At 71.2% G+C, this 16,308-nt stretch carries 15 protein-coding genes; 4 read left to right on the top strand and 11 right to left on the bottom strand.

The features are described 5' to 3' along the window. Nucleotides 1-5: 5 nt before the first annotated feature. Entirely contained in the window at nt 6-2,783 is a 2,778-nt protein-coding gene (locus IW248_RS11555; protein ID WP_307787912.1) for an ATP-binding protein, read from the bottom strand. A gap of 202 nt (nt 2,784-2,985) precedes the next feature. On the opposite strand from IW248_RS11555, the gene IW248_RS11550 reads away from it, so the two are divergent. Beyond that, nucleotides 2,986-4,437 carry a M28 family metallopeptidase gene (locus IW248_RS11550; protein ID WP_196926965.1) on the top strand — a complete coding sequence of 484 codons (1,452 nt, stop codon included), beginning with the start codon at nt 2,986-2,988 and terminating at the stop codon, nt 4,435-4,437. 60 nt (nt 4,438-4,497) lie between these two features. On the opposite strand, the gene IW248_RS11545 is transcribed toward IW248_RS11550, so the two are convergent. After that, nucleotides 4,498-5,196 (bottom strand): SDR family oxidoreductase, encoded by a 699-nt coding sequence (locus tag IW248_RS11545; RefSeq protein ID WP_196926964.1) that lies wholly within the window; start codon nt 5,194-5,196, stop codon nt 4,498-4,500. 161 nt (nt 5,197-5,357) lie between these two features. Here IW248_RS11545 and htpG point away from each other — a divergent pair, with 161 nt between their 5' ends. Further along, nucleotides 5,358-7,274 carry a molecular chaperone HtpG gene (gene htpG / locus IW248_RS11540; protein ID WP_307787911.1) on the top strand — a complete coding sequence of 639 codons (1,917 nt, stop codon included), beginning with the start codon at nt 5,358-5,360 and terminating at the stop codon, nt 7,272-7,274. A gap of 66 nt (nt 7,275-7,340) precedes the next feature. On the opposite strand, the gene IW248_RS11535 is transcribed toward htpG, so the two are convergent. Together IW248_RS11535 and IW248_RS11530 are read right to left on the bottom strand one after the other, a co-directional pair. Continuing rightward, complete coding sequence (locus IW248_RS11535) at nt 7,341-8,033, bottom strand: nitroreductase family protein (protein WP_196926962.1); 693 nt, start codon at nt 8,031-8,033, stop codon at nt 7,341-7,343. Further along, nucleotides 8,030-8,365, bottom strand: a complete 336-nt coding sequence (locus IW248_RS11530) for an ArsR/SmtB family transcription factor (RefSeq protein WP_196926961.1) — start codon at nt 8,363-8,365, stop codon at nt 8,030-8,032. Before IW248_RS11530 ends, IW248_RS11535 begins: the two co-directional genes overlap by 4 nt. Nucleotides 8,366-8,430: 65 nt before the next feature. On the opposite strand from IW248_RS11530, the gene IW248_RS11525 reads away from it, so the two are divergent. Next, the gene (locus tag IW248_RS11525) at nt 8,431-9,093 is read left to right on the top strand and encodes a ThuA domain-containing protein (protein WP_196926960.1); all 663 of its coding nucleotides are present in this window, start codon (nt 8,431-8,433) and stop codon (nt 9,091-9,093) included. Nucleotides 9,094-9,159: 66 nt separating this feature from the next. Here IW248_RS11525 and IW248_RS11520 read toward each other — a convergent pair whose 3' ends face one another. The 3 genes from IW248_RS11520 to IW248_RS11510 all read right to left on the bottom strand — a co-directional run bounded on the left by IW248_RS11520 (nt 9,160) and on the right by IW248_RS11510 (nt 11,363). After that, nucleotides 9,160-9,525: a hypothetical protein gene (locus IW248_RS11520; RefSeq protein WP_196926959.1), complete on the bottom strand. Its 366-nt coding sequence runs from the start codon at nt 9,523-9,525 to the stop codon at nt 9,160-9,162. A 122-nt stretch (nt 9,526-9,647) separates the two neighbouring features. Next, complete coding sequence (gene dinB, locus IW248_RS11515) at nt 9,648-10,835, bottom strand: DNA polymerase IV (RefSeq protein ID WP_196926958.1); 1,188 nt, start codon at nt 10,833-10,835, stop codon at nt 9,648-9,650. A gap of 57 nt (nt 10,836-10,892) precedes the next feature. Next, complete coding sequence (locus IW248_RS11510) at nt 10,893-11,363, bottom strand: VOC family protein (protein WP_196926957.1); 471 nt, start codon at nt 11,361-11,363, stop codon at nt 10,893-10,895. Nucleotides 11,364-11,424: 61 nt separating this feature from the next. Between IW248_RS11510 and IW248_RS11505 the strand changes: the two genes are divergently transcribed. Then, on the top strand, nt 11,425-12,402 hold the full coding sequence (locus IW248_RS11505) for a helix-turn-helix transcriptional regulator (RefSeq protein WP_196926956.1): 978 nt from the start codon (nt 11,425-11,427) through the stop codon (nt 12,400-12,402). Here IW248_RS11505 and IW248_RS11500 read toward each other — a convergent pair. The 4 genes from IW248_RS11500 to IW248_RS11485 all read right to left on the bottom strand — a co-directional run bounded on the left by IW248_RS11500 (nt 12,294) and on the right by IW248_RS11485 (nt 16,285). Beyond that, the gene (locus tag IW248_RS11500; protein WP_196926955.1) at nt 12,294-12,881 is read right to left on the bottom strand and encodes a GNAT family N-acetyltransferase; all 588 of its coding nucleotides are present in this window, start codon (nt 12,879-12,881) and stop codon (nt 12,294-12,296) included. The two genes, IW248_RS11505 and IW248_RS11500, sit on opposite strands and share 109 nt — an antisense overlap. After that, nucleotides 12,878-13,402: a GNAT family N-acetyltransferase gene (locus tag IW248_RS11495; RefSeq protein ID WP_196926954.1), complete on the bottom strand. Its 525-nt coding sequence runs from the start codon at nt 13,400-13,402 to the stop codon at nt 12,878-12,880. Before IW248_RS11495 ends, IW248_RS11500 begins: the two co-directional genes overlap by 4 nt. Nucleotides 13,403-13,492: 90 nt before the next feature. Then, on the bottom strand, nt 13,493-15,067 hold the full coding sequence (locus IW248_RS11490; protein WP_196926953.1) for an FMN-binding glutamate synthase family protein: 1,575 nt from the start codon (nt 15,065-15,067) through the stop codon (nt 13,493-13,495). An 87-nt stretch (nt 15,068-15,154) separates the two neighbouring features. After that, nucleotides 15,155-16,285 carry a peptidoglycan recognition protein family protein gene (locus IW248_RS11485; RefSeq protein ID WP_196926952.1) on the bottom strand — a complete coding sequence of 377 codons (1,131 nt, stop codon included), beginning with the start codon at nt 16,283-16,285 and terminating at the stop codon, nt 15,155-15,157. Nucleotides 16,286-16,308 lie beyond the last annotated feature (23 nt).

The raw sequence follows: 16,308 nt of genomic DNA, 5'->3' as shown, positions 1-16,308 counted from the left end.
GGCACTCAGGCCAGTCGACGCTCGATGGTCACCGTCGTCCCCTCGGCGGTGGAGACCAGCCGCACGTCGCCGTAGGCGTTCATCAGCAATGCGCCGCGCCCCCGGTCCATCGCCGGCCGGCGGTCCCGCCAGGTGCCGAAGTCGCGTACCGAGATCCGGATCAGGTCGCCACCCATCTGGACGCGCACACGCACCTCCGGACGGCTGGGCCGCTGCGCGTGCTCGACGGCGTTGTTCATGGCCTCGGAGCCGGCGAGCAGGAGATCCTCCAGCACGTCCGGGTCGACGTCCAGGTCGCCCAGGGCGCCGCGGACGTCCCGACGCATGGCCGCTGCCGACGTGGGTGCGGACGGGTACGCCCACCCGACGTCCAGGAGGTCGCCCAGCCCGTCCGGGTCGACCGGTGTCTCCGCGACCACTGACGCGTCGTGGACGGGTTCGACCGCAGGGGCCGACGGGATCGGGCCGACCGGGGCCTGTCGCGCCGACGGGGCTGGGGTAGCGACCGTCGCCGGGCCGCCGCCGCCGGCCGCCGCAGGGGTACGGCCGCGGGCTCGGCGGATGCTGGCCCGGATCCGGGCGATCAACTCGGCCGCGGCGAACGGTTTGACCAGGTAGTCGTCGGCGCCCAGGCTCAAGCCCTCCACGCTGGCCTCTCCACCGGCACGGGCGGAGAGCACCAGCACCGGCAGCGCCCGGGTCGTCGGGTCCGCCCGTAGCCGGCGCACCAGGTCGAAGCCGTCCAGCACCGGCATCATCACGTCGGTCAGGACCAGGTCGGGCAGGTCGCGGTGGATCTCGTCGAGGGCCTGCCGGCCGTCGGTGACGGCCCGCACCCGCCAGCCCTGCCCGGTGAGCAGCCGGATGAGGTACGCCCGCATGTCGGCGTTGTCGTCGGCGAGCAGGATCCGGGCTCCGGCCAGCTCGTCCGTGGCCGCCCCCGACGCGGGATCGGGCTCGGTCACCGCGTCGCCCGGCTCGGTGAGCCAGCCCATCGCCTCCTCGACGGCGGCGCGGGCCGCGTCACCCCGCTCATCCACCGCCGGCCCGCTGACCGCGGTGCGGTGCGTCGCCGACCAGGGCAGCGTCACGGTGAACCTGCTGCCGACGCCCACCTGGCTGGTCGCTCGAACGTCGCCACCCTCCAGCCGGGCCAACTCGTGCACCAGGGCCAGGCCGATGCCGGTGCCCTCGTGACTGCGTGAGCGGGCGCCCCGCACCCGGTGGAAGCGTTCGAAGAGTTTCGGCAGGTCCCGTTCCGCGATGCCGATGCCGGTGTCGGTGACGGTGAGCCGCACCTCCTCGTCATCGGCGTCGAGGGTGACCCGGATGCGGCCGATGAACGTGTACTTCAGGGCGTTGGAGAGCAGGTTCGTGACGATGCGTTCCCAGTTGACCGGGTCGACCGCGACCGGCCGGGGCAGCGGCGGGCAGCTCACCTCGAGAGTCAACCCGGCCCGCTCGACGGCGGCCCGGAACACCCCGGCGAGTTCGGCGGTCAGCGCGGCCAGGTCGACCAGGCGGGCGTCGCTGCGTGCGCGCCCGGCCTCCAGGCTGGAGAAGGTGAGCAGGCTGTTGACGAGCGTCAACAGTCGGGTGGCGTTACGCCAGCCGGTCTCCACCCGCTCCCGCTGCACCGCCGCCAGCGGCGCCGTGGCGTCGGTGAGGGCGTCGGTCAGCGGGCCGAGGATGAGGGTCAACGGGGTGCGGAACTCGTGGCTGACGTTGGCGAAGAAGTCGGTCTTGACCCGGTCCAGTTCCGCCATCGCCTCGACCCGGCGTCGCTCCTCCTCGTACTCCTGGGCGTTGCGCACCGCCACCGAGATCTGCTGGGCGAGGAGCTGATGGAAGGAGCGGTACGCCTCGTCGAGCCCTCGGCTGGGGCTGACCCCCACGAGCAGGACGCCGAGCGGCTGATCCTCGTCGGCGGAGGGCAGCGGCAGCGCCAGCGCGTTGCGGACCGGGTCGTCCCAGGGGCCGGCGGGCAGCGGCAGCCGGTCGGCGACGTCGGTCACCTGGGTCGTACGGCCCTCGACGGCGTCCGTCAGCCCCCAGGCGTAAGCGGGCGGCCCCGGGTCGGTCAGCTCGACGGTGTCCGGCAGGGCGCCGGCGTGCCCCCGGTCGCCGCCGGTGCAGGCGACCCGTCGCAGCGCCGTGCCGTCGCGCAGGTAGATGGCGGCGAACGGCACGTCCAGGGGATGGCCGTCGATCACGTCGATCAGCCGGGCGCCGGTGGCGTCCACGTCGACGGTGCGCCCGTCGCCGAGCACGGACAGGTCGCGCAGGAGGCGGAGCCGGCGTTCGCCGACCACCTGTTGGGTGACCTCGCTGCACACGGTCAGCACGCCGACGGTACGGCCGTCGTCGTCGCGGGCCGGGGCGTGCGAGACGCTGAAGTACGCCTCCTCGCGGTAGCCGGCCCGCTCCAGCAGCAGTTGCAGCGCGGGGACCCAGCTGGCCACCCCGGTCGCCATGGCCTCCTCGATCAGCGGGGCGAGCACGTCCCAGCCCTCGGCCAGGGTCACCCGCACGTCGTCGCCGAGCGCGGCGGGGTGCTTGTCGCCGATCAGCGCGGAGTACGCGTCGTTGTAGAGCTGGGAGAAGTCGTCGCCCCAGAGCAGCAGCATGGGGTAGCGGGAGGAGAGCACCATCCGCACGGCGGCGCGCAGGCTCTGTGGCCATCCGCTGACCGGGCCGAGTGGCGTGTGGGCCCAGTCCAGCTCCGCCATCAGCCGACCGGTGTCACCGCCGCCGCTGAACAGGTCACTGCTGGGTCGTGTCACGCTCAATCCGACCCCATCGCAAGCCCCCGTTCCGGGCCCGACGACCCGTGCCGCATTACCTACCCATCCTGACACCTCTACTCACCTGTGCTGACGCCGGTACCCACCGTCGAACCGGCGGCGGTTCGGGACGAACGACCGATGCTCAAGAAATAGATATCTGTAAGTGTCTCGGGTATCTCTCCAACCCCGAGGAGCCCCCATGAGAGGCAGAACGCTGAGCGCGGGAATCGCGCTTGCCGTGTTCGCCGGGATGACTGTGACGCTGGCCGCCCAGCCGGTAGCCGCGTCGCCTACGACCACGATGACGGAGGCCCGGCCGATCGCCGCGACCGCCGCCGCGTTGGCAGCACCGGACATCTCCGTCAGCAACGTCCAGGCCCACCTCACCCAGTTCAACAGCATCGCCACCAGCAACGGCGGTAACCGCAGGGCCGGCTCGGCGGGCTACACCGCCTCGCTCAGCTACGTCAAGACCAGGCTCCAGTCGGCCGGCTACACCGTCAGCGAGCAGTACTGCTCCAGCTGCACGTACCCCTCGAACAACCTGATCGCGGAGTGGCCCGGCGGCCCGACCGACCAGGTGGTCATGTTCGGCGCCCACCTCGACGGCGTCTCGGCCGGCCCCGGCATCAACGACAACGCCACCGGCTCGTCCACCCTGCTGGAGAACGCGTTGGTCCTGGCCGCGCAGAACCCGACCATGACCAAGCGGGTCCGGTTCGCCTGGTGGACCGACGAGGAGCAGGGGCTCAACGGCTCCCGGTTCTACGTCAACTCGCTCAACAGCACCCAGCGCGGCTACATCAAGGGCTACTACAACTTCGACATGGTCGGCTCGATCAACGGCGGCTACTTCATCAACCGGGTCACCTCGACCACGGCCGCGCCGCTGAAGGCGTACTGGGACTCGTTGGGTCTGCAACCGGAGGAGAACGTCGAGGGTCAGGGCCGCTCCGACGACTACTACTTCCAACAGGCCGGCATCCCCACCTCGGGTTACGCCGCCGGCGCGAGCGCCCGCAAGACCAGCTCCCAGGCCGCCAAGTGGGGCGGCACCGCCAACTCGGCGTACGACCCGTGCTACCACCGCTCCTGTGACACGACCGCCAACGTCAGCGCCACAGTGCTGAACCGGGCCGCCGACGGCGTCGCGTACGCGCTGTGGCAGCTTGCCGTGAGCGGCGGCGCCCCAACCTGTGTCGGCGGTCAGGTGGTCGGAAACGGTGGCTTCGAGAGCGGCAACACGACGTGGACCGCGTCCTCCGGCGTGATCACCAACGCCAGCGGCCAGCCGGCCCGGACCGGGTCGTACAAGGCGTGGCTCAACGGGTACGGCAGCACCCGCACCGAGAGCCTGTACCAGTCGGTGACCCTGCCGGCCGGCTGTGCCACGTACACGCTGTCGTTCTGGCTGCACATCGACACCGCCGAGACCACCGGATCCACGGCGTACGACCGGCTCGCCGTGCAACTGGGTTCGACCACGCTGGCGACGTACTCGAATCTCCACGCCGCTACCGGCTACGTGCAGCGCAGCATCAACGTGGCCGGGTTCGCCGGGCAGACGGTGACGCTGCGGTTCACCGGCACCGAGGACTCGTCGTTGCAGACCACCTTCGTGATCGACGACGTGGCGTTGCAGGCGAGCTGAGCGCGTACCCGAAAACGGGCCGCCACCGGTCTTCCCGGTGGCGGCCCGTCGCGTCGTGGATCAGGGGAGCTGGGGGTAGAGCGCGGCGACGCCGCCGGCCAGCCCGGCCTGCACCTGGCGGCTGAGGTCGTCGGCGAGAATCTCGTACGCGTCGGCCTCGATGCCGTCCACGCCGATCCGGGCGATGGCCGCCGGGTCGGACTTCGGGCCGGTGATGTCCGCGGCCATGTCGGTGTCCAGGTAGCCGACGTGCAGGCCGGCGACCCGGACGCCCCGGTCGGCCAGTTGGACGCGCAGCACGTTCGTCATCGCCCACTCGGCGGACTTGGCGGCGCTGTAGGCCGCGTGGGTCGGGGAGCCGAACCAGGACAGCACGGAGAGCACGTTGAGGATGCTTCCGCCGCCGTTGCCGGCGATGACCGGCGCGAACGCCCGGATCGTCGACAGGGTGCCGATGTAGTGGGTCTCCAACTCCAGCCGGACGAGGTCCAGGTCGCCGTCGAGGAGGTCGGTCCGGGTGTCGATGCCCGCGTTGTTGATCAGCAGGTTCACACCGCCGGCCAACTCGGCGGCCGCGGCCACCGAGGCGGGGTCGGTGATGTCCAGCCGCACCGGCGTCACGCCGGGCAGGTCGACGCTGTCGGGGTTGCGGGCGCCGGCGTAGACGGTGGCGCCCCGGGCGAGGAGCTCGGCGGCCAGGTGTCGGCCGAGGCCACGGTTGGCGCCGGTGACGAGGGCGGTGCTTCCAGCGATCTTCATGGCCGCCACGCTATCCGACCTGACTTCGGTTAAGCAAAGTCAGCTAGGTCACGGGGGCGGCCGGTCGGATCGGGAATACGACCCGGACGCGCCCACACCCGGACCGGTGACGACTCGTATCCTTTCCGCGAACCTCCGTACGAGCCGAGATGGGAGACGGCGTGAGCAACCAGGCCGAAACGTTGGAGTTCCAGGCCGAGGCGCGTCAGCTCCTCCAGTTGGTGGTCCACTCGATCTATTCGAACAAGGACGTCTTCCTGCGGGAACTCATCTCCAACGCGTCCGACGCACTGGACAAGCTCCGGCTGGCCACCCTCGTCGACAAGGACCTTGTCGCCGACACCGACGACCTGCACGTCGCCCTGGAGATCGACAGCGACGCCCGCACCCTCACCGTGCGGGACAACGGCGTCGGGATGACCCGCGACGAGGTCGTCGCGCTGATCGGCACGATCGCCAAGTCGGGCACCGCCGAGCTGCTGCGCCAACTGCGCGAGTCCGCCGACGCCCACGCCTCGCAGGACCTCATCGGCCAGTTCGGCGTCGGCTTCTACGCCGCCTTCATGGTGGCCGACCGGGTCACCCTGCTGACCCGCAAGGCCGGCGAGACCGGCGGCACCCGCTGGGAGTCCACCGGCGAGGGCACCTACTCGATCGAGGCGGTCGACGAGGCGCCGCAGGGCACCACAGTGACCCTGCACCTCAAGCCGGTCGACGCCGAGGACAACCTGCACGACTACACCGCCGAGTGGACCGTCCGGGAGATCGTCAAGCGCTACTCCGACTTCATCGCCTGGCCGATCCGGATGGGCGTCGAACGGCCCGGTGCCGACGGCGAGGCCGCCACCAGCGAGGTGCAGACCCTCAACTCGATGAAGGCGCTCTGGGCGCGGCCCCGCGACGAGGTCGACGCCGCCGAGTACAACGAGTTCTACAAGCACGTCAGTCACGACTGGGCCGACCCGCTCGAGGTCGTGCACATGAAGGGCGAGGGCACCTTCGAGTACGAGGCGCTGCTGTTCCTGCCCAGCCACGCTCCACTGGACCTGTTCTCCCCGCAGGGCCGCCGTGGCGTCCAGCTCTACGTCAAGCGCGTCTTCATCATGGACGACTGCGAGGCGTTGATCCCGACCTACCTGCGCTTCGTCAAGGGCGTGGTCGACGCGCACGACCTGTCGCTGAACATCTCCCGGGAGATCCTCCAGCAGGACCGGCAGATCCAGATCGTCCGCCGCCGCCTGGTCAAGAAGATCCTCGCCACGGTGAAGGACCTCAAGGCCAACCACGCCGAGCGCTACCGCACCTTCTGGACCGAGTTCGGCGCGGTGGTCAAGGAAGGGCTGATCGACGACACCGACAACCGGGACACCCTGCTGGACATCCTGTCGGTGGCCTCCACCAACGACCCGGCCGAGCCCACCGACCTGGCCGGCTACGTGTCGCGGATGAAGGACGGCCAGAGCGACATCTGGTACGCCACCGGCGAGTCCCGGGCCGCCATCGAGAACTCTCCGCACCTGGAGGCGTTCCGGGCCAAGGGGCACGAGGTGCTGCTGCTCACCGACCAGGTCGACGAGGTGTGGGTCGAGCGGGTCGGCACGTACGACGGTCGGCCGCTGCGCTCGATCGCCAAGGGCGAGATCGACCTGGACACCGACGAGGAGAAGCAGCAGGCCGAGGCCGAGCGCGAGCAGCAGCGACAGGAGTTCGCCGCGCTGCTCGACTGGCTGGGGACCACCCTCACGGACAGCGTCCGGGAGGTCCGCCTGTCGTCGCGGCTGACCACCTCACCGGCCTGTGTCGTCGGCGACGCCCACGACCTCACCCCGACCCTGGAGAAGATGTACCGGGCGATGGGGCACGAGGTCCCCCCGACCAAGCGGATCCTGGAAATCAACCCCGGTCACCCGCTGGTGTCCGGCCTGCGCAAGGCCCACGAGCAGGGCAGCGACTCCGCCGCCCTGACCGAGACCGCCGAGCTGCTCTACGGCCTGGCGGTGCTCGCCGAGGGCGGTGAGCTGACCGACCCGGCCCGCTTCACCCGGACGCTCGCCGACCGGCTGGCGCGCACCCTGTAATCGCCGTACCCCTCCGGCCGGCGGGCTTCCCGGATCACCGGGCGGCCCGCCGCTGGGGGTGGGCGGCTACCAGCGGTTCCAGTGGGCGAACGCGTCCGCGTCGGCCCGCGGACCGGGCTTGAAGTCGGTGCCCAGGGTGTACGCCACAGGGGTGAGGGCGACCTGCACGACAGTGTCGTAGGGGATGCCGAGCAGTTCGGCCATCTCCCGCTCGTAGCTGAGGTGGCTGGTGGTCCACGCGGTGCCGAGCCCGCGTTCCCGGGCGGCCAGCATGAAGCTCCAGAACGCCGGGATGACCGAACCCCAGGCCCCGGCCTGCCCGCGCACGGTGTCCAGTTCGGCGCGGGACTCGACGCGGAGGCAGGGGATGAGCAGCAACGGAACCTCGTGCAGGTGGTCCGCCAGGTGAGCCAGACTGCCGGCGATCCGACCCCACTGCTCGGAGGCGAAGTTCATCCGGCTGAAGGCGGCCCCGGTGCCGCCCGACGCCGGTGGCGGCGCCATCAGGCCGAGTCGCCACAGTCGGGCGACGGCTGCCCGGGTCTCGCGGTCCTCGACGAAGATGAAGTCCCAGCGCTGCCTGTTGCGGCCACTGGGTGCCTGAAGCGCGATGCGCAGACAGTCCTCGATCACCTCGCGGGGGACCGGGCGCCCCAGGTCGAGACGTTTGCGGACGGCGCGGGTCGTGCTCAGGACCTCGTCGGCGGACAGGCCCAGCGTGCTCGGCGGGTTCTTTCCGGCCGATGTGGCGTCGGTCATGCGGGCACTCCCACTCGCTCGGGCAGGTCGAGGTTGGCGACGATCGCGGAGAGGATGCCCGGAAACCGGTCGTTGATATCGTCGGCCCGCAACTCGTGGCGGCGGAAACTGCCGTTCGGCGTGACACGGAGGACGCCAGCGGCCCGCAGGACCTTCAGGTGATGGGAGAGCGTGGAGATGCTCACCTCGGACAAGGCGTCGAATTTGCCGCAGACGACACCACCGGCCTGCGCCAACTGCCGTACGACACTGAGGCGCACCGGGTCGGCGAGGGCGCCGAGCAGGGTAGCCAGGTCGACCGAGGCGAGATCGGGATGATGCAGGGCTCTCATGGACGCCATGCTAGCTTTGATTTCGTGATTTCGAAAATTATCCAAATGATGAGTGGAGCACCGGCATGCCCGTCGACACTGTGATCTTCAGCGGGGAGGGCCCGCACGCCGATCCCTGGCACCCGCTGGCCGAAACCAGTGCCACGCTGGCCCGGCTGATCGGCGACGAGGGTTCGGTAGCGGTCGTGACATCCGTCGACCAGCTCGACGTCGCACTCGACGGCGCGCGCCTACTTGTGGTGAACGCGAGCGCTGACCGCACCACCCCGATCCCCGAGGACGAGATCTTCGGCCGCGTCCTCGACGACTTCCTGGCCCGTGGCGGCAGCCTGCTCGCCGTGCACAGTGCCACTATCGCGTTCCCCCAGCTGCCAAGCTGGCGTTCCACGGTCGGTGCCGCCTGGGCCCACGGTCGGACCTTCCACCCGCCCATCGGCCCGAGTCTCATCCGGCGCAGCGGTGTGGAACACCCGATCAGCGCCGGGCTCGGGGACTTCGAGGTGCACGACGAGCGCTACACCGACCTGGAGCTGGTCGACGGCGTCGACGTCGAGCCCCTCTACGTTCACGACGAGGGCGGTGACGCCCACCCGCTGGTCTGGGCGCGCACCGTCGGGAGCAGCCGGATCGTCTACAACGCACTCGGCCACGACGCCCGCTCGTACGAGTCGCCGGGGCATCAGGCGCTGCTGCGCCGCATCGTGGCCTGGCTGCGCCACGACAGCTGAACGCTCGGCCGAATCACCGGCCGAGCGTTCGCCCGTGTGGCGGATCAGCTCACCGTTGGCGTCCCGTCACGCCGCGGAGGCCGCCTTCGACCCTCGGTGCGACGCCACCGGGCCGGCGTTCCAGCCCCAGCGCGGCGCCGGCACGGCAGCCTCGCGGCGCCCGTCCGTGTCGACGTCGTCGCTGTCCGTTCCGTCGATGGTCAGCCCGACCGAGGTGGGCGCGCTGCGGGCCAGTCGCAGTGAGTGCTCGGCGCCGGTGCGGGCCGTGCACGGCCAGGACTGCCCGGCGCACTGCAGGTTGCGGCACTGGCCCTCGTCGTCCGGCTCGTGTGCGCTGAGCACGTCGATCGCCAACTGCCAGAGCAGCGGGTCGGTCACGTCGTGTGGCCGTTCGGCCGTGCGGCTCGGTCGGTTGCTGGTGTCCTCGGACATGGTGGGCCCCCCTCGTCAGGCTGTACCCCTCAAGGGTCACCCGTCAGCCGCCGGCTAAACCGCCGACCTGCTGTGATGTGTCTCTGGTCGCAACTCGACCGCGGACGCCGCACGCGTATCGGTCAATCCGGCAGTAGCGGCATCTCCACACCCGGCTCCCGGCCGAGCAACACCGCCCGGGTGAGTGCCGCTGATCCGAACCGGTCGCGGACCGCGTCCACCGCAGCGTCCAGACTGGAACCCGGGTCCGGCTGGAACGGCAGCTCAGGCTGCACCGGGTTGTCGTCGAGGTTGCCCACCGAGACACCGATCAGTGTGACACCACGGCGATCGATCTCGGGCAGCGCGGTGCGCAGCAGGGCACGTGCGGCGGCGAGCAGTGGCGTCGTGTCCGCCGTCGCCTTGCCGACCGTGTGCGAGCGGGTCGCCCGGGTGTAGTCGCCGAAGCGCAACCGCAACACCACAGTGCGGCCGGACCGCCCGGCCGCCCGCATCCGCCGGCTGACCCGGTCGACCAGGCCGGCGAGGATGGCGTCCAGCTCCGTCGATGCGTGCGGGGTGCGACTCAGCGCGTGCTGCGCGCCCATCGAGCCGCGCCGCCGTCCCACCTGCACCGCCCGGGGGTCGCGATTGTGCGCCAACGCGTGCAGGTGCCGGCCGGTGCCCGCCCCGAGCAGCGACACCAGCGCCGCCTCACCGAGGCGGGCCACCTCCCCGACGGTACGGATCCGGCGTTCGCGCAGCTTGGCGGCCGTGACCGGGCCGACGCCCCAGAGCCGCTCCACCGGCAGTGGGTGCAGGAACGCCAGCTCGGCGTCCGGTGCGACCACCAGCAGGCCGTCCGGTTTCGCCACCCCGCTGGCCACCTTGGCCAGGAACTTTGTGCGGGCCACCCCCACCGTGATCGGCAGGTGGACCCGGTCGCTGACCTCCCGCCGCAGTCGTTCGGCGATCTCGGCCGGTGGCCCGACCAGCCGCCCCAGGCCACCCACGTCGAGGAACGCCTCGTCGATGGAGAGCCCCTCGACCAGCGGTGTGGTCTGCCGGAAGATCTCGAAGACCGCGCGGCTCGCCGCCGTGTACGCCGACATCCGGGGCGGCACGACGATCGCATCCGGGCAGAGCCGACGCGCCTGCTGGCCGCCCATCGCGCTGCGGACGCCCCGCGCCTTCGCCTCGTAGCTGGCCGCGAGCACCACGCCACCACCGACGATCACCGGCCGCCCCCGCAGGCGCGGGTCGTCGCGCTGCTCGACCGACGCGTAGAACGCGTCCAGGTCGGCGTGCAGGATGCTGGCGCCGGGCGACACGTACACATGTTCGCATGACGCCCGGCCAGTGCGGCAGTGAGCTGGGCGAACGGTCGATCAGTCGAGGCAGAACTCGTTGCCCTCGGGGTCGGCCATGATGAGATGACCGGCGCCCAACGGGGGAGTGGGCTCGTGCCGACTGAGCCGCTTGGCACCGTGCGAGATGAGCCGTTCGGCCTCCGCCTCCAGGGCCGCCATGCGCTCGTCACCCTCCAGCCCGGGGGCCGCGCGGACATCGAGGTGGACACGATTCTTCACCTGCTTGCGCTCCGGCACCCGCTGGAAGAACAGCCGTGGCCGCGAGCCCTCGGGGTCGACCACCGCCGAGGCGTCGTTGCGGTTCTCCGGCGGCACGCCCATCGCGTCCAGGGCCTGGTCCCAGGACTCGAAGTTCCCGGGTGGGGCCTGCACCTGGTAGCCGAGCGCCTCGGCCCAGAAGGTGGCCAACCCCGCCGGGTCGGCGCAGTCGAACGTGATCTGGACGTCGCGGATCACGGCGGATCCCTGCTTCCTGCTCTGGTCGGTCATGGTCCCAGCCTCTCGCTGATAGCGGACAGGGTCGTTCCGCTATCCGTGCAACGATCGACGAGTGACAGTCGAAGCGACGACCGAGCGGGTGCTGCGCCTGTTGGCGCTGCTGCAACGACGACTGTCCTGGACAGCTGCGGAACTCGCCGCCGAGCTGGGGGTCACCGGCCGTTGCGTGCGCCGTGACGTGCAGCGTCTGCGTACGCTCGGCTATCCCGTGCACGCGGTGTCGGGCGTCGGCGGCGGCTATCAACTCGGTGCGGGCACCCGGCTGCCGCCGTTGCTCCTCGACGACGAGGAGGCGATCGCCACCGCGGTGTCTCTGCGGCTCGCCTCCGGGGGCACTGTCGCCGGGGCGAGCGAGGCGGCGCTGCGGGCACTCGCGAAGCTCGACCAGGTGATGCCGTCGCGGCTACGCGCCGAGGTGCGGGCGGTGCACGGCTCCACCGACACCCTCATCGGCCCGGTCGCCGAGATCGACGCGGAGTTGCTGGTGACATTCGCGCGGGCCTGTCGGGACGGGGTGCGCGTGCGATTCCACTACCCCGGCCGCGACGGTGGGGAGCAGGAGCGGAGGGTCGAGCCGATCCGGATGGTCACGACCGGCCGCCGCTGGTATCTGATGGCCTGGGACGTCGACCGCGACGACTGGCGCACGTTCCGGCTGGACCGGATGCGGGCTGCTGTGGCGACGACCTGGCGTTTCCCGGCCCGCGAGCACCCGGATCCGGTCGCCTTCGTGCAGCGGGCCGTGACCGGTGCGCCGTACCGGTACCTCGCCCGGGTGCGGGTGCGCGCCCCGGCCGACCGGGTGCGTGCGGTGGTCCCGCCCCAGGTGGGGAGGGTCGCGGATGACCACGACGGGTGGTCCGTGCTGGTCGTCGGCGGCGACAACCTGGACTGGCTCGCCGCTCACCTCGCCCGCCTGGATCACGAGATGGAGGTGCTGGAGCCTCCCGAGCTGCGCGAGGCCGCAGGCCGGCTCGCCCGTCGCCTCGCGGTGCTGGCCGGTGCGACGTCGGGGCCTGGCGCGCGGTGACGCAGCGCGTAGTGGCGTAGCGTCACCTGGCTGCCGTCGGGAGCGGTCCACGGTGCCGTGCTGGTGCGGACACACCGCCATCCTGCGCGCTCGTACAGCGCAGCGGCCGCGGTGCCACCGCCGGCCAACTCCAGCACCAGGTCCGTTGCCCGTTTGTCCGCCCACTGGCGGGCCCGGTTCAGCAGCGCGCTGCCCAGCGCCAACCCACGGGCTCTCGGCACCACGAAGAGACGAGCCACCTCCGCTGTCGGCCGCCCGTCCACCTGACCGGAAATTCGATGCACCGCGACGTGTCCGACAACGGCCGCGTCGGCGTCGACGGCGACCCAGGCTCGCGCCGGGTGCGGCTCGCGCAGCCAGCGGTGTGGGTCGGCGGGCCAGTTCAGCGGGTACCCGTCGACCCGGTGAACCTCGGCGAGCGCTGCGACGCAGCCGTCCAGGTCGGTGGCGCGCCGCCGACGGATAGCGGGTCGGTTCACAGGTCGTCGAACGGGCCGGCGTAGCGGAACTCGCCCCGGATCGACTCGCGCCACCCGTGCAACGGTCGAGCCATGAAGTACTGCGGCCCCCACGGCTGTGGTGGGGTGACGCCCAACTCGACGGCGGGCCGGAACCCGAAGCGCGGGTAGTAGTCGGGGTGCCCGAGCAGCACCACCAGCGGTTCGTCGCGCGCGTCGGCGGCACCGAGCACCGCGTGCATCAACGCGCTGCCGACCCCGCGCCGCTGCCAGTCGGGCAGCACACCCAGCGGTCCCAGACCCAACGCCACCGGCGCACCGGCCACCAGGCCGCGGGTGGCCACCACGTGCCCGACCACCCGGCCGTCCGAATCGGTCGCCACCAGGGAGTACGCGGGCAGCCAGCCCTCGTCGGCGCGCAGCGCGTCGACAAGGGTCGCCTCGACCGGTACGCCGTCACCGCCGTCGGCCTTGGCGAAGGCTGCGGAGTGCACCGCCCGAATGGCGTCGACGTCGGCGGGTGTCTCGCGTCTGATCAGCACCGCGCCACCATAGACGCGGCGTGTCACCAGCTCCACGCGTTTATCGCGGCGCTTCGCGGACATGGCGGGAGACGTTTGATGTCTGTGGTTTCAGCCGACGGCGGTGGCTGAGGGTGGGGCGCTGCCGCCCTGAGGTGCCTCGGGGGCCATCAACCGGATGATCTCCGCCTGGTCGGCGGGCGAGGGCAGCCCCCATTCCGGTCGGTAGCCGTACACCTGGTGCAGTGGGGTGGAGCCGGTGCGGCCGTCCAGGATCTCCACGGCGTCGGTGCCGATCAGGCCGGGGTGTTCGACGCCGCAGGCCTCGGCGACCTTGGTCAGGTCCCGGCGCAGCGTCCGCAGGTAGTTGGCCGCCCGGACCGACTTCGACGCCGGGTCCAGGCCCCGGGCGAGCCACGCGTTCTGGGTGGCGACGCCGGTGGGGCAGGTGTCGGTGTGGCACTTCTGCGCCTGGACGCAGCCGATCGCCAGCATCGCCTCCCGACCGACGTTGACCAGGTCGCAGCCGAGCGCGAACGCCACGATGGCGTTGTCCGGTAGGCCGAGCTTGCCGCCACCGACGAAGACCACCTTCTCGTGCAGGTCGTGCTCGGCGAAGATCTTGTATACCCGGGAGAAGCCCTGTTGGAACGGGAGCGACACCGAGTCGGTGAAGATCAGCGGCGCGGCGCCGGTGCCGCCCTCACCGCCGTCGATCGTCACGAAGTCCACACCCCGGCCGGTGTCGCGCATCAGGGTGGCCAACTCCTGCCAGAAGCTCAGGTCGCCGACCGCGGACTTGATGCCGACCGGAAGTCCCGTCTCGGCGGCCAGCAACTCCACCCAGTCGAGCAGGCTGTCGCAGTCGGAGAACTCGGCGTGCCGGGACGGGCTGACGCAGTCCTGACCGGCCGGGATGCCTCGGGTGGCGGCGATCTCGGCGGACACCTTCGCCCCGGGCAGCAGCCCACCGAGGCTCGGCTTGGCGCCCTGGCTCAGCTTGATCTCCAGCGCCCGCACCGGCGCGCCGGCGACCAGGTCCTTCAGCCGGTCGAGGCTGAACCGGCCGTGCTCGTCGCGGCAGCCGAAGTACGCGGTGCCGAGTTGGAAGACCAGCTCACCACCATTGCGGTGGTACGGCGACAGGCCGCCCTCGCCGGTGTTCTGCAGGCAGCCGGCGAGCGCCGCCCCCTTGTTGAGCGCGGTGATGGCGTTGCCGGAGAGCGAGCCGAAGCTCATGCCGGAGATGTTGACGACCGACTCCGGTCGGAACGCCCGGGCGCGTCCCCGTGCCGCGCCGAGCACCTTCGCGCTGGGCAACCGCACGTCGTGACCGGCGGTCGGTGACGACGGCGGCACGGCACGACCGAACGTGCGGTGCTTGATGATCGGGTACCCGGGGGTGTACTCGATGTCGTTGTCAGTGCCGAAACCGAAGTAGTTGTTCTCCTGCTTGGCCGACGCGTACACCCAGCGACGCTGGTCGCGGGTGAACGGCCGCTCCTCGTTGTTGCCGGCCACGATGTACTGCCGTAGCTCCGGCCCGATCGTCTCCAACAGGTAACGGGCCCGGCCGAGGACCGGATAGTTGCGCAGCAGCGCGTGGTCGCGCTGGATCAGGTCCCGCGCGGCGAGCGCCGCGACGGCGGCGGCGACAGCGGGTACGGCTCGACGGGCCCAGGTCATGCCGGAACTCTTTCCGCCCCGGCCACGGATCAAACCGGTGAGCTGGCTGGTGACGGTGCGGGTGCGCCCCGCACCGCCACCATGGGCTCAGCGGTGCCGGAACGACTCGCGGACCGACCCGCCGACGATCGTGCACCACGTGCTCGTGCTGAGCTTGCCGTTGCGGGGCAGCCCGTGCAGCGCCTGCAGGTCCTGCACCGCCTTCCGGGTGGCGTGGTCGTACGCCCCGGTGACGGTGACCGCGTACCCCTTGGTGGCGAGGATTTCCTGCACGGCCGTGACCGGCGCTCCGGCGGCGTGCTGGTCCAGTTCCGGAGCGAGGGTCTCCCAGGTCGGCGTGGTGAGGGTGGCGTCCACGTCCACAGCGATGCCGTTGCGGGCCTGCCAGTCCTGCACCGCCGCGACGGTCGCGGCGTCGAACGTGCCGCTGACGGTCACCGGGTAGCCGCGGTGGGCGAGCAGGTGCTGCACCACCCGGACCGAGGGGGAGTTGACGAAACGCCACAGGTCCGGCCAGCGGCGTGCCGGCACGTCACCGAGCTTGGTGCCCAGGGCGGCGTGCACCCGCCGCCGCAGCTCGGGGAACTGCCGATAGAAGGCCGCGCCCGGGCACTCGGTGGTGCGGAAGTCCCAGTGGCCGAAGATGTCGTGCGCGTGCAGCCCGTACTGGCGGCAGATCGCGACGCAGAGCTTGACCAGCGAGTCGGTCAACGCCTTCGGCGGGGTCTCGGTGACGTAGGTGCCCTCGTTCTCGATGCCGATGGCCCGACCGTTCTCACCCGGGCAGTGCGCCGAGATCATCTGCCGGTCGCCGGCTTCCAGGCGCTCCAGGCTGCCCCGGCGGCCCTCCAGCACGTAGCCGCCCCGGCTCACCGTGAAGTGCTGACCGGTGTCCGACCAGCCGTTGCCGTCGATGTGCAGGTCCTGGCAGTCGTGGGCCAGCTTGACCGCCTGCTCGCGGGAGTAGTCGGTGACGTTCGGGAACGCCATGTGGTGCACGATGATCTTGTTGGTGGCGATGGCGCTCACCGACAGCGGGTCCGTCGGCGGGCGGGCGCCCCACTCGTCACAGCTGATGATCCAGTCCAGGTCGGTGCCCGGCGCGGCCTGCGCCGCGCCCGGGAAGGCGAGTTCGCTCCCGACGACGGCGACCGTGGCGGCGCCGAGACCGGCCCGCAGCAGCGTCCGGCGATCCACTTCGGAATGGTCGACGTGCATTGCATCTCCTCCTGCGGCCGACG

The sequence above is a fragment of the Micromonospora ureilytica genome, assembly GCF_015751765.1.
GTDB classification, from domain to species: domain Bacteria; phylum Actinomycetota; class Actinomycetes; order Mycobacteriales; family Micromonosporaceae; genus Micromonospora; species Micromonospora ureilytica.
This window is presented reverse-complemented; position numbering and strand designations above follow the sequence as displayed.

Excerpts from the sequence above, each read along its gene's own strand:
- IW248_RS11490 (WP_196926953.1), bottom strand. The coding sequence starts at position 15,067 with ATGACCTGGGCCCGTCGAGCCGTACCCGCTGTCGCCGCCGCCGTCGCG.
- IW248_RS11530 (WP_196926961.1), bottom strand. The coding sequence starts at position 8,365 with ATGAGAGCCCTGCATCATCCCGATCTCGCCTCGGTCGACCTGGCTACC.
- IW248_RS11510 (WP_196926957.1), bottom strand. The coding sequence starts at position 11,363 with ATGACCGACCAGAGCAGGAAGCAGGGATCCGCCGTGATCCGCGACGTC.
- IW248_RS11535 (WP_196926962.1), bottom strand. The coding sequence starts at position 8,033 with ATGACCGACGCCACATCGGCCGGAAAGAACCCGCCGAGCACGCTGGGC.
- IW248_RS11520 (WP_196926959.1), bottom strand. The coding sequence starts at position 9,525 with ATGTCCGAGGACACCAGCAACCGACCGAGCCGCACGGCCGAACGGCCA.
- IW248_RS11550 (WP_196926965.1), top strand. The coding sequence starts at position 2,986 with ATGAGAGGCAGAACGCTGAGCGCGGGAATCGCGCTTGCCGTGTTCGCC.
- IW248_RS11485 (WP_196926952.1), bottom strand. The coding sequence starts at position 16,285 with ATGCACGTCGACCATTCCGAAGTGGATCGCCGGACGCTGCTGCGGGCC.
- IW248_RS11545 (WP_196926964.1), bottom strand. The coding sequence starts at position 5,196 with ATGAAGATCGCTGGAAGCACCGCCCTCGTCACCGGCGCCAACCGTGGC.
- IW248_RS11525 (WP_196926960.1), top strand. The coding sequence starts at position 8,431 with ATGCCCGTCGACACTGTGATCTTCAGCGGGGAGGGCCCGCACGCCGAT.